Annotated in this window: 10 protein-coding genes and 1 riboswitch; of the genes, 8 read left to right on the plus strand and 2 right to left on the minus strand. The window is 62.9% G+C overall.

What is annotated here, in order from left to right; translation table 11 throughout:
* The first annotated feature begins 162 nt into the window (after window positions 1-162).
* The 5 genes from HHJ18_RS17645 (at window position 163) to HHJ18_RS17665 (ending at window position 4,930) form a co-directional block, all read left to right on the plus strand.
* Entirely contained in the window at window positions 163-2,199 is a 2,037-nt protein-coding gene (locus HHJ18_RS17645; protein ID WP_296917248.1) for a ribonucleoside triphosphate reductase, read from the plus strand.
* 37 nt (window positions 2,200-2,236) lie between these two features.
* A complete protein-coding gene (nrdD, locus tag HHJ18_RS17650; protein ID WP_296917250.1) occupies window positions 2,237-2,431 on the plus strand; it encodes an anaerobic ribonucleoside-triphosphate reductase in 195 nt (64 codons plus the stop codon).
* On the plus strand, window positions 2,406-3,113 hold the full coding sequence (locus tag HHJ18_RS17655; RefSeq protein WP_296917252.1) for an anaerobic ribonucleoside-triphosphate reductase activating protein: 708 nt from the start codon (window positions 2,406-2,408) through the stop codon (window positions 3,111-3,113). Before nrdD ends, HHJ18_RS17655 begins: the two co-directional genes overlap by 26 nt.
* A 271-nt stretch (window positions 3,114-3,384) precedes the next feature.
* A complete protein-coding gene (locus HHJ18_RS17660) occupies window positions 3,385-3,900 on the plus strand; it encodes a serine O-acetyltransferase (RefSeq protein WP_296917254.1) in 516 nt (171 codons plus the stop codon).
* A complete protein-coding gene (locus tag HHJ18_RS17665; protein WP_296917256.1) occupies window positions 3,887-4,930 on the plus strand; it encodes a glycosyltransferase in 1,044 nt (347 codons plus the stop codon). The genes HHJ18_RS17660 and HHJ18_RS17665 overlap by 14 nt, the downstream gene beginning before the upstream one ends.
* Window positions 4,931-5,083: 153 nt before the next feature.
* Here HHJ18_RS17665 and HHJ18_RS17670 read toward each other — a convergent pair whose 3' ends face one another.
* Together HHJ18_RS17670 and HHJ18_RS17675 are read right to left on the minus strand one after the other, a co-directional pair.
* Window positions 5,084-7,123 carry a RecQ family ATP-dependent DNA helicase gene (locus HHJ18_RS17670; RefSeq protein WP_296917258.1) on the minus strand — a complete coding sequence of 680 codons (2,040 nt, stop codon included), beginning with the start codon at window positions 7,121-7,123 and terminating at the stop codon, window positions 5,084-5,086.
* Between the two features lie 109 nt (window positions 7,124-7,232).
* Window positions 7,233-7,607 carry a rhodanese-like domain-containing protein gene (locus HHJ18_RS17675; protein WP_296917260.1) on the minus strand — a complete coding sequence of 125 codons (375 nt, stop codon included), beginning with the start codon at window positions 7,605-7,607 and terminating at the stop codon, window positions 7,233-7,235.
* Window positions 7,608-7,778: 171 nt separating this feature from the next.
* Between HHJ18_RS17675 and HHJ18_RS17680 the strand changes: the two genes are divergently transcribed.
* From HHJ18_RS17680 to HHJ18_RS17690, 3 genes are all read left to right on the plus strand, one after another.
* A complete protein-coding gene (locus HHJ18_RS17680; RefSeq protein ID WP_296917262.1) occupies window positions 7,779-8,846 on the plus strand; it encodes a homocysteine S-methyltransferase family protein in 1,068 nt (355 codons plus the stop codon).
* Between the two features lie 63 nt (window positions 8,847-8,909).
* Window positions 8,910-9,005, plus strand: a riboswitch (S-adenosyl-L-homocysteine riboswitch).
* Between the two features lie 15 nt (window positions 9,006-9,020).
* Window positions 9,021-11,828, plus strand: coding sequence for a methionine synthase (gene metH, locus HHJ18_RS17685; protein ID WP_296917264.1), 2,808 nt, complete (start codon window positions 9,021-9,023; stop codon window positions 11,826-11,828).
* Between the two features lie 130 nt (window positions 11,829-11,958).
* The gene (locus HHJ18_RS17690; protein ID WP_296917265.1) at window positions 11,959-12,825 is read left to right on the plus strand and encodes a glycine zipper 2TM domain-containing protein; all 867 of its coding nucleotides are present in this window, start codon (window positions 11,959-11,961) and stop codon (window positions 12,823-12,825) included.
* Window positions 12,826-12,849 lie beyond the last annotated feature (24 nt).

The raw sequence follows: 12,849 nt of genomic DNA on the forward strand, positions 1-12,849 counted from the left end.
GTCCTCTCAGCGGGCTGCTGGCCAGCTCAGGCTTGCGGCCTGATCACCCAAGCCAGCGCCCGGCCCCTTTCCTTGTTCCATATCAAACTACATGTAGTGTCCGACGGCTAGGATGCACACCATAGGTAGTGTTTTACTGCCATGAACTGCATGGAGAACCTAATGAAGGCCACCGCAACTCCCGACACCACCGTCGTCACACTGCCGCGCGAGGTCACCAAGCGCAGCGGCCAGCGCGCCTCTTTTGACGCGGGGAAAATCCGTTCGGCACTGGAGCGCGCGGGCGCGGCCAGCAGCGAATTCGGCGCCGACGAGGCCGCATTGCTCGCCGCTCAGGTCGGCAAGGTGCTGATTCACCGCTTTCACGGGGAGGCGCCCAGCATCGAGCAGATCCAGGACGTGGTCGAGCAGACCTTGATTGCCGCCAACCACCTGCGCACGGCGCGCGGCTACATCGTTTACCGCGAACGCCACGCCACGCTGCGCACCGACAAACAGACGCTGGTGGACGTCGAATCGTCGGTCAATGAATACCTGTCGCGTGCCGACTGGCGCGTTAACGCCAACGCCAACCAGGGCTATTCGCTGGGCGGCCTGATCCTCAACGTGGCCGGCAAGGTCACGGCGAACTATTGGCTGTCGCATGTCTACACGCCCGAGATCGGCGAAGCGCACCGCGCTGGCGACCTGCACATCCACGACCTGGACATGCTCAGCGGCTACTGCGCCGGCTGGTCGCTGCGCACGCTGCTGCACGAAGGCCTGAATGGTGTGCCCGGCAAGGTCGAGGCCGGGCCGCCCAAACACCTGTCGTCGGCGGTCGGGCAGATCGTCAATTTTCTTGGCACGCTGCAAAACGAATGGGCCGGCGCGCAGGCGTTTTCGTCGTTCGACACCTACATGGCACCGTTTGTTCGCAAGGACGCGATGGCCTACCCGGCCGTGCGCCAGTGCATCCAGGAACTGGTCTACAACCTCAACGTGCCTTCGCGCTGGGGCACGCAGACGCCTTTTACCAACCTCACCTTCGACTGGAACTGCCCCGAGGATTTGCGCGAACAGGTGCCGGTGATCGCCGGGCAGGAAATGCCCTTCAGCTACGGCGATCTGCAAGTCGAGATGGACCTGATCAACCGCGCCTACATCGACGTGATGACGGCGGGCGACGCCAAGGGCCGGGTCTTTACCTTTCCGATTCCGACCTACAACATCACCGCCGACTTTCCCTGGGACTCGGACAACGCGCGGCTGCTGTTCGAGATGACCGCCAAGTACGGCCTGCCGTACTTCCAGAACTTCATCAACTCGGATCTGGAGCCGCAGACGGTGCGCTCGATGTGCTGCCGCCTGCAGCTCGACTTGCGCGAGTTGCTCAAGCGCGGCAACGGTCTGTTCGGCAGTGCCGAGCAGACCGGCAGCATAGGCGTGGTCACGGTTAACTGCGCGCGCCTGGGCTATCTGCACCAGGGCGACGAACCGGCCTTGCTGGCCGCGCTGGACCGCTTGCTTGAGCTCGGCAAGCAGAGCCTGGAGACCAAGCGCAAGCTGATCCAGCGCCTGATGGACCAGGGCCTGTTTCCCTACACCAAGCGTTACCTGGGCACGCTGCGCAACCACTTTTCGACGCTGGGCGTCAACGGCATCAACGAGATGGTGCGCAATTTCAGCGCCGGCGCGCACGACATTACCGGCGAAGAGGGTGTCGCGATGGCGCTGCGCTTTCTGGACCATGTACGCGCGCGCATCGTCGTCTTCCAGGAAGAAACCGGCCATCTCTACAACCTCGAAGCCACGCCAGCAGAGGGCTGCACTTACCGCTTTGCGCGCGAAGACAGCAAGCGCTGGCCGGCCATCCTGCAGGCCGGAAGCGAAGCCCAGCCTTACTACACCAACTCGTCGCAACTGCCCGTGGGCTGGACTGACGACCCGTTCGAGGCGCTGGCGCATCAGGAAGAGCTGCAGGCCAAATACACCGGCGGCACCGTGCTGCATCTGTACATGGGCGAGCGCCTGTCGAGCGGCGCGGCCTGCCGCAAGCTGGTGCAGCGCGCGCTGACGCGCTTTCGCCTGCCCTACATCACCGTCACGCCGACGTTTTCGATCTGCCCGACGCACGGCTATCTGGCCGGCGAACACCCGTTTTGTCCGGTCTGCGACGAAGCGCTGATGGCGCGCAAACGCAGCGCACAGCTGGCATGATTTTTTGTCATTAATCCAACCCCAACGAAAGCCATTCATGAACGATTCTTTCAGCGCCCCAGCCCCTGTCGTCAGCGACGCGCCTATCCAGCTAAGTGATGCCGAGCGCCAGCCCTGCGAGGTCTGGACCCGCGTGATGGGCTACCACAGGCCGGTGGCCAGCTTCAACATCGGCAAGCAGGGCGAGCACAACGAGCGCCGCTTCTTTGCCGAACCACGCAGTGCTGCCTGAGCCCCTGCGCATAGGCGGCCTGACGCCGCTGACCAGCATTGATTTTCCGGGCCGGCTGGCGGCCGTGCTGTACTGCCAGGGTTGTCCGTGGCGCTGCAGCTATTGCCACAACCCCGAACTGCTAGCTGCCGGCGCGCCCACGGCCTCCTCGGCTTTTTCCTGGGCGCAGGTGCTGGCTTTTTTGCAGCGCCGCCGTGGCCTGCTCGATGGCGTGGTGTTTTCCGGTGGCGAGCCGACGCTGCAGGCCGCCCTGCCCGCCGCGCTCGCGCAAGTACGTGCCCTTGGGTTCGAGACCGCACTGCACAGCGGCGGCATGTATCCGCAGCGGCTGGCCGCGCTGCTGCCGCTGCTCGACTGGGTCGGGCTCGACATCAAGGGCCCGCAGCAGCAGCATGACGCCATCACGGGCGTGCCCGGCAGCGGGCTGCGCGCCCTTGAGTCACTGCGCCTGCTGCTGGCCAGCGGCGTCGCCTACGAGTGCCGCACCACCTGGCACGCCGGCCTGTTTCCTGCCGACGCGCTGCTCGGGCTGGCCGACGAGCTGGCCGCGCGGGGCGTGACGCACTGGGCCTTGCAGCAGTGCCGGCCAGTCGCAGCGACGAAAGCTGAGTGGTCACTCACACTCGCGCAAACGGAAGCGCTGTCGTCGCGCTTTGCCCACTTCACGCTGCGGCGGGCTTGATTCCATTTCCAGATCATTCGTACATTTTGTCGGCTTCGCTAGCCGTACGTCTGTACCCCCGTCGCTTCGCCTTCGTGTTCACGAATAATCTGGAAACGGAATAAGACGCGCCCGTCGCAAGCGGCAGTTCGTTCGTTGACTGTTAGTTCTTTTGGCCTGTTTTGCAGCGGGCGCGCGGTTTACACCGGCTTTGTGGCGCCTTTTTGCTTCCTTTTTACTCATAATGCACGACTGTAAATGGTAGTCACATGCCCATGAAAGCGCCTTAGCCATGGCTTTTTTTGAAGATTTGCGTGTTGCGCAGGAAGGCAGTTTATCGCTGGGCTTTTGGGCGCTGCAGGTGTACCGGATGGGGCATTTGCGCTACCGGTTTCGATCCCGACTGGTGCGTTGGCCGCTGGCCGCCTTGCACCTGGTACTGGCCAAGCTGGCTGAAATGCTGTGTGGAATCACTATCGGTGTTTCGGCCAAGATTGGGAGGCGTCTGGTGATCGAACATTCTGGCGCCATCGTGGTTCATGGCCATGCCGTGATCGGCGACGACTGCATTATTCGCCAAGGTGTCACCATCGGCAACCGGCGCAGGGACAGGCCGCAGGACGCTCCGCACATTGGTCACCGGGTGAACATCGGGGCCGGCGCGAAGATTCTGGGCTCCGTGCGCGTAGGTGACGATGCCGAGATTGGCGCCAATGCCGTGGTCCTCGTCGATGTGCCTGCAGGCGCCGTGGCCGTGGGTGTGCCCGCCCGTATTATTTTGCGAAGCAAAGACCATGACGCCTCTTGAAACCGTCCCTAATCCCCTTACCCCGTGCCACGTCAGCATCATCATCAAGGCACTGAACGAAGAAAATCGCATTGTGGCGGCCGTAGAAAGCGCGCTGGCCGCAGTCCAGGCGACAGGCGGCGAGGTGGTGCTGGCAGATTCCTGCTCCAGTGACCGCACTGTGGAACGGGTATCTGGCTACCCCATCCGCATCGTGCAACTGGCGCATGCCCATGAACGCTGTTGCGGCGTCGGCCCGCAGTTGGGCTACCAGCATTCGGCGGGTGAATTTGTTTACATCCTTGATGGCGATATGGAAATGCTGCCAGGTTTCTTGCCCGAGGCACTGGCCTTTATTCAGGCGCACCCCTCAGTGGCGGGGGTGGGCGGGCGTGTGGTAGAGATGAATACCAGCAGCCTGGAGTACCTGGCCCGCGTGGAGCGGGGCATGGGTCACATGCAGGCGGGCGAGCTGGACAGGCTGGACGGGGGCGGCCTGTACCGCAGGACAGCGGTGGAACAGGCGGGCTATTTTTCCGACCGCAATCTGCATAGCTTCGAAGAATTCGACCTGGCCGTGCGCCTGCGTGCCAAAGGCTGGAAGCTGTGGCGCATTCCCATTGATGCGGTGCATCACCATGGCCATGACGCACCGCCCTACCAGCTGCTGGTACGCCGCTGGCGAAGCCGATATATTTGCGGCCTGGGCGAAGTGCTGCGCGCGGCGCGCGGTCAGCCTCACATGGCGCTGGTGCTGACAGGCGTGCGTGAACTACGCCTGTATGGGGCCGTGCTGGTGTGGTGGTTTGTTCTGCTGGTGATTTTGATAGCGCCCCTGCCCTGGGCGGTGAGGCTGGGTGCTTTTTTACTGCTGGCGGCGGCGCCTTTTGGGCTGATGGCCTGGCGAAAGCGTAGCGTCAGCAAAGCCGTGTTCGCTGTGTTGTCGTGGTGCTTTAATGCGGCGGGCTTGGTGCGCGGCCTGCTGGCGTCTCAGCGGTCTGCGCGCGAGCCGGTGGCAAGCATCGAGATTCGCAACACCCCTTTGCGTTGATCCGTCAGACCCAATAAATGGTGTCAACGTCCAATTCAATTTAACTACCCGTCTGGATATCGGATTGTGGATCTGTTCGAAATGCGGATCAGGCAACCAACAGGCTGGTCCGGGTCCTCAATAGCGCAGCCGCGCCGCACAGTCCGCAGCGCCTCAACCCGCTGCCGCACATACCTGTAGCACTTCGGCGCCATAAGCCTCCAGCTTTTTCACGCCCATGCCGCTGATGCCGCCCAACGCTTCCAAGCTTTGCGGCGCGTGCTCCGCAATGGCGCGCAGTGTGGCGTCGTGAAAAATCACAAACGCCGGCAGGTTGTGCTCGCGCGCCACTTCGGCGCGCCAGGCCTTGAGCAGGGCCAGCCGTTCCAGCGCGCCGGCGTTGAGCGAGGCTTCGGCCAGGCCCTTGGCGGACGTCTTGACCGGGGTTTTGCTGCCGCGCCTGGGCCGCTCGCCCTTGCTGTCAAGCGCCTGCTGGCGCAGCAGCACGCTGACTTCACCTTTGAGTACTTGGCGAGCGTCAGGCAGCAGTTGCAGCGTGTTGAAGGCCTCGGCGTTGACGCGCACCATGTTTTTAGCAATCAGCTGGCGCAGCACGCCGCGCCACTGCGCCTCGGCCAGGTCGGCGCCAATGCCAAAGGTTGAGAGTGCGTCGTGGCCGTATTGCGCGACTTTTTCGGTGGCCTTGCCGCGCAGGATGTCCATCAGGTGACCGGCGCCAAAGCTGATGCCGCTGGCCTGCTGCACGCGGTAGATGCAGCTGAGCATCTTGCGCGCCGCCTCGGTCGCGTCCCACACTGCCGGCGGGCTTAGACAGTTATCGCAATTCACGCACCTGGCCCCCACGCTCCCCACTTCGTGTGGTTCGCTGCCCCCCGAGGGGGCGCTGCGCCTGCGGCCCGGCAAAGCCGGTTCCGCAGCCCCGGCTGGCGAAGAATGCTTTTCGGTGAAAAGTTGCTGGGCGTCCTCGCCACCAAGTTTCTCACCGAAATAGCGGAGCAAGGCCACACGCCGGCATTGCGTGCTCTCGGCCAGACTCAACAGCGCGTCGAGCTTGCCGCGCATCACCTGCTTGAACTCTTCGCTGGCGACCTCGCTGGTGTCGATCATGCGGCGCTGGTTCACCACGTCCTGCAGGCCGTAGACCATCCAGGCGTCGGCGGGCAGCCCGTCGCGGCCAGCCCGTCCAGTTTCCTGGTAGTAGCCTTCAATGTTTTTTGGCATGTCCAGATGCGCGACAAAACGCACGTCGGGCTTGTCGATACCCATGCCGAAGGCAATCGTCGCCACCATCACCATGCCGTCTTCGCGCAAAAAGCGGTCTTGCCGCTGCTGGCGCAGCTTGGCGTCGAGCCCGGCGTGGTAGGCCATGGCCTTGACACCAGCGCCCTGCAGCGTGATCGCGATTTCTTCCACGCGCTTGCGTGACTGGCAATAAACGATGCCGGCTTCGCCGTCGTGCTCGGTTTCGACAAAGCGCAGCAGCTGGCGCGTGGCGTCGGTTTTTTCGACGATGGTGTAGCGGATGTTGGGCCGGTCAAAGCTGCTGACAAACTCGCGCGCCTCCTCTAACTTGAGCCGCTCGACCATGTCCTGGCGCGTCAGGTGATCGGCCGTTGCCGTCAGCGCCATGCGCGGCACGTCGGGGAAGGTCTCGTGCAGCAGACTTAAAGAGCGGTATTCGGGCCGGAAGTCGTGGCCCCACTGGCTCACGCAATGCGCCTCGTCAATCGCAAAAAGGCTCAGCAGACCGCGCTCGTGCAGTGACGCCAGCAGGCCCTTCATGCGCGGCGTGTTGATGCGCTCGGGCGCGGCGTAAAGCAGTGTCAGCTCGTTGCGCAGCAGCTGCTTTTCCAGCGCGCTGCTTTCTTCAAAGCTTTGCGTCGAGTTCAGGAACGCCGCCGAGACGCCGGCTTCGAGCAACGCGCCGACCTGGTCGTGCATCAGCGCGATCAGCGGCGAGATCACGATGGTCACGCCGTGGCCGGCGTTTTGCCGGACTATGGCCGGGATCTGGTAGCACAGCGACTTGCCGCCGCCAGTCGGCATCAGCACCAACGCATCGCCCCCTTGCACTACATGCTCGACGATGGCTTGCTGCGGGCCGCGAAAGCTGCTGTAGCCAAAAACCTGGCCAAGCACGTCCAGCGGCGTGGCCTGGAGCGAAAGAGTGGGTGAAGAGGGCGGAGAGGACAAAAGGAAAACCCAAAAAGTCAGTGTCAGCGGGAAATATTAATGCTATGAATATAATAGCTGTTTACGCCCGTATTCATTGGGCTAGAGGCCTATTTGACACCTAAAACGGCTACATCTGCTCCCACGGCAGGCCATCAAAGCGCCAGCCCGCCAGCGCGCCAGCGCGGAGCGCCGAAACTGCTCGTCCAGTTCGCCTTCTAAGCCGTGCACCACATGCTGCACATCGGAAAACCCGGCCGCGCTTGCCGGAGCGGCAAATCAGCAGCGGCACCGGCTGGCTTTTGCCGCCGGCCTCGCGCGCCACGGTCGCGGCAAACTTCTGCGCGTCGGGCTGCAGGTCGGGGTACTCGTACCAAGGCAGGTTGACCACGCCTGGCGGGCGGCCCACGTACAGCGGTTCAATTTCCATGCGCACGTCAACAAACAGGCTGTCGGGGTAGGCCTGCAGCCAGATCCAGGCGTCTCGGGGTTGAAGGTTTTTCATGAGGGATGCAAGCGAAGGGCCCTATTGTCGGGGAAACGTCAAAGCGCCCGGGCTCCCTCACCGGGAGGCTGCGCTCTGGCTACCGCGCAGGCGAATTCATCCAGGGGTGCGGCCCCTTACAAAATGGGCCGGCGACCCTGGCGGATAAGGCAGCCGTCCTAAAATGGCTTTATGAAGCAGACTCCTTACACCCGCGGCCAACAGCTCCCAGCCATTTTGGCGCAACGCATTGCCATTCTCGACGGCGCCATGGGCACCATGATCCAGCGCTTTAAGCTCAACGAAGCGCAGTACCGCGGAGCTGGGTACGCTGGACCTGGCGGTCAAGCTCAGCGCTTCAAGGACTTTCACAAGGACGTCAAAGGCAACAACGAGCTGCTCAGCCTGACGCGCCCGGACGTGATTCAGGACATCCATGAAAGCTACCTGGCCGCCGGTGCCGACCTGATCGAAACCAACACCTTTGGCGCCACCAGTGTCGCGCAGGCCGACTACGACATGGCCGATCTGGCGGTCGAAATGAATTACGCGTCGGCGCGCATTGCCAGGCAGGCTTGCGACAAGTTTTCAAGCCCTGAGAAACCGCGCTTTGTCGTCGGCGCCCTGGGTCCTACGCCCAAAACTGCCAGCATCAGCCCCGACGTCAACGACCCGGGCGCACGCAACACCAGCTTTGAAGAGCTGCGAAAGGCCTACTACGCGCAGACCGAGGCGCTGGTCAAGGGAGGCAGCGATGTCCTGCTGGTCGAAACAATTTTTGACACGCTCAACGCCAAGGCGGCACTGTTTGCGATTGACGAGTACTTCGACAACTCCGGCGAGCGCCTGCCGCTCATCATCAGCGGCACCGTTACCGACGCCTCGGGCCGTATCCTGAGCGGCCAGACCGTCACCGCCTTCTGGCACAGCGTGCGCCACGCCCAGCCGCTGGCCGTCGGCCTGAATTGCGCGCTGGGCGCGACGCTGATGCGCCCCTATATCCAGGAGCTGGCGCGCGTGGCCGGTGACACCTTTATCAGCTGCTACCCCAACGCCGGCCTGCCCAATCCCATGAGCGACACCGGCTTTGACGAAACACCCGAGGTCACCTCGCGGCTGCTGCGCGAGTTTGCCGCCGAAGGGCTAGTCAATATCGTGGGTGGCTGCTGCGGCACCACGCCCGAGCATATTGGCGCGATCCACCTGGCGGTGCAGCCGATGGCACCGCGTCAGCGCGGTTTTTACCGGGAAGCAGCTTGAGCACAAGCGCCGCCGCAATGGCCCATCCGCAACGGGTTTTTCGGAGTGCTACTAAAATGTCATTTGCCCAAGGAGCGTTGCAGCGAAACACACCGTTTCGTCAGGCTTGGGTAAACAGCGGTTTCACCTGAAGCCCGTTGGCAACGACGCTCACCTTTGATCCAAGGTGAGTACATGTCTGAAATTCAAGTCCCCCCCATGAAGCTGTCCGGCCTGGAGCCGGTCACAATTGGCGCGGCCACCCTGTTCGTCAACATTGGCGAGCGCACCAACGTCACCGGCTCCAAAGCCTTCGCTCGCATGATCCTGAACGGCGACTTTGAAGCAGCGCTGGCCGTGGCACGCCAGCAGGTGGAAAACGGCGCGCAGATCATAGATATCAACATGGACGAGGCGATGCTCGACAGCCAGGCCGCCATGGTGCGGTTTCTGAACCTGATAGCCAGCGAGCCCGATATTTCCCGCGTCCCCATCATGATCGACAGCTCCAAGTGGAGCGTGATCGAGGCCGGACTGCGCTGCATCCAGGGCAAGGGCATCGTCAACTCGATTTCGATGAAGGAAGGCGTTGACGCCTTCAAGCACCAGGCCAAGCTGCTTAAGCGCTACGGCGCTGCCGCTGTCGTCATGGCCTTTGACGAACAGGGCCAGGCCGATACCTACGAGCGAAAAATCGGCATCTGCGAGCGCGCCTACCGCGTGCTGGTCGATGACATCGGTTTTCCGCCGGAAGACATCATTTTTGACCCCAACATCTTTGCCATCGCCACCGGCATCGACGAGCACAACAACTATGCGGTCGATTTCATCAACGCCACGCGCTGGATCAAGCAAAACCTGCCGGGCGCCAAGGTATCGGGCGGCGTGTCCAACGTGTCTTTCAGCTTTCGTGGCAACGACCCGGTGCGTGAAGCGATTCACACGGTATTTTTGTACCACGCGATCCAGGCCGGCATGGACATGGGCATCGTCAACGCCGGCATGGTCGGCGTTTATGACGACCTGGAACCGGCGCTGCGCGAGCGCGTCGAAGACGTGGTGCTCAACCGCACACCGGTCTACAAGGAGGGCGAAGAGCATCTCACACCGGGCGAACGCCTGATCGAGGTGGCCGAGACCGCCAAAAGCGGCGCCCGCGACGACAGCAAGCGCAACGAGTGGCGCGCGCTGGCGGTGCGCGCGCGCCTGTCGCATGCGCTGGTGCACGGCATGAACGAGTTCATCACCGAAGACACCGAGGAAGTCTGGCAGACCATCAAGGCGGGCGGCGGCCGGCCGCTGCATGTGATTGAAGGCCCGCTGATGGACGGCATGAACGTGGTCGGCGACCTGTTCGGCCAGGGCAAGATGTTCTTGCCGCAGGTGGTGAAAAGCGCCCGCGTCATGAAGCAGGCGGTGGCGCATCTGCTGCCCTACATTGAGGCGGAAAAACTGCTGATGGTAGCGGCCGGCGCCGACGTCAAGACCAAGGGCAAAATCATCATCGCCACCGTCAAGGGCGATGTGCACGACATCGGGAAAAACATCGTCACGGTGGTGCTTCAATGCAACAACTTTGAAGTCGTCAACATGGGTGTGATGGTGCCCTGCCACGAGATTCTGGCGCGCGCCAAGGTCGAGGGCGCGGATATCGTCGGCCTGTCAGGCCTGATCACGCCGAGTCTTGAAGAGATGCAGTATGTGGCGGCCGAAATGCAGAAAGACGAGCATTTCCGCCTCAAGAAAATCCCGCTGATGATTGGCGGCGCCACCACCAGCCGGGTCCACACGGCGGTGAAAATCTCGCCGCATTACGAGGGTCCGGTGGTCTATGTGCCCGACGCCTCGCGCAGCGTCAGCGTGGCGCAAAGCCTGCTCAGCGACAACGCCGCCAGCTACATCGACTCGCTGAACGCCGACTACGACAAGGTGCGCACCCAGCACGCCAACAAAAAGCAGACGCCGATGTGGCCGCTGGCCAAGGCCCGCGCCAACGCCACCCGTATCGATTGGACAAATTACATGCCCCCCGTGCCGAAATTCATTGGTCGGCGCGTCTTCAAGAACTTTGACCTGGCCGAACTGGCAAAGGTTATTGACTGGGGACCGTTCTTTCAGACCTGGGATCTGGCCGGCCCTTTTCCGGCCATCCTGAAAGACGAGGTGGTCGGCAGCGAGGCGGTGCGCGTGTATGCCGACGCGCAGCGCATGCTCAAGCGCCTGATCGAAGGGCGCTGGCTGACGGCCAGCGGCGTCATGGGCTTGTGGCCGGCCAACAGCGTGGGCGACGACATCGAAATTTACACCGACGAGTCGCGCAGCCAGGTGGCGATGACCTGGTATGGCCTGCGCCAGCAGGCTGAAAAAACCGCGATCGACGACGTCATGCGTCCCAGCCGCTGCCTCGCCGACTTCGTCGCGCCGAAACTGCTTGCTCCTGAATTAATAGCTGCTCGCACTCATGGATCATCGGCTACAGGCCAAAACGATCCCCAAATCGCAGATTACATCGGGCTTTTTGCCGTCACGGCCGGGCTGGGCGCTGAAAAGAAGGAAAAGTATTTCATGGATGACCACGACGACTACTCATCCATCATGCTCAAGTCGCTGGCCGACCGCCTGGCCGAGGCCTTCGCCGAAGCGCTGCACCAACGCGTGCGCAAGGACTTGTGGGGCTATGTGCCGGCCGAGGCGCTCGACAGTGAAGCCATGATTGCCGAAAAATACCAGGGCATACGCCCCGCGCCGGGCTACCCGGCCTGCCCCGACCACAGCGTGAAAAAAGACATGTTTGCGCTACTGCGCGCAGAAGAAATCGGCATGGCGCTAACCGAGAGCCTGGCCATGACGCCGGCGGCTAGCGTCAGCGGCTTTTACCTGAGCCACCCGCAAAGCAGCTATTTCAACGTCGGCAAGATTGGCGACGACCAGTTACAGGACCTGGCCGAACGACGCGGCGCCAAGGCCGAGGACTTGCAGCGCCTGCTGGCGCCCAATTTGTGAAGCGGCGGGCTGGCTATTTGTAACAATGACGCCCTTTATTTACCGTCTGTTAACCAGCCACTTGGTGGCGGCTGTGTACCGCTGAGGCTATTCGCGCGTTCGAAGAGTTCAAGGGTAAAGGACTCACAACATGACCGCTTCAATTGACAATCTCCCGCCGGGCCAGCAGTCCCTATCATCTGCCTCCGCCACCAAACCCTTGTGGGCCGCCGTGGGCATTCTCGGTTTCGCCGTGCTGGCGATGGGCGGCACCATGCTTTACAACCAGCGCGCGCCGGCGCCTGCGGCCAGCGTGGCGGCACTGACGTCGCCCACGCCTGCCGTGCCCGCAGCTTCCCTGGCGCCATCCCAAGGTGCGGGCGCGCAGTTTCCGGCCGCTGCCGGGATTTCAGCGGCGCCTGCCACGGCTGCAGACGATCTGATTGAAAAACCGTCGGTCGCACCGGCCAAGCCGGCGCCCGTTCCTGCCCGCAAGGTCGTCAAGCCCGTGCATAAAGAGACGCCGGCCCCAAGCTACTCAGCCGCAACGTCATCAGCCTACCCGGGCGCGTCGCGCGCGCCTTCCTATTCGCCAGCGCCGGTCTGCGGGGTCTGCGGTTCGGTCGAATCGGTTACGCCGGTTGAGCGTTCCAGCAAAGCGCCCGGCGTCGGCGTGGGGGCGGTCGCGGGCGGTGTGCTCGGCGCGGTGCTCGGCAACCAGGTCGGCCATGGCAACGGCCGCACGGCTGCCACCGTTCTAGGCGCGGTCGGCGGCGGCTTCGCCGGCAATGCGATTGAGGGAAAAATCCGCAAGGAAACGGTCTACCAGGTGAGCGTGCGCATGGAAGATGGCTCGCGCCGCAGCGTCGAACTGGCGCGTGCCCCCCCTGTCGGTAGCCAGGTCACCGTCGCTGGCGCGGCGCTGCGCACGCGCGATGGCGTGAGCTACGGTCCTAAGCCGCCGCCTGCGCCGGTCAGCGCGCAGCCGGCGTTTTCACCCGAATACCAGGGCCGTTAAGGATGGACTGACGTCGAAGAAACG

Origin of the sequence: Polaromonas sp. (assembly GCF_012927455.1) — a bacterium.
GTDB lineage: Bacteria > Pseudomonadota > Gammaproteobacteria > Burkholderiales > Burkholderiaceae_C > Polaromonas.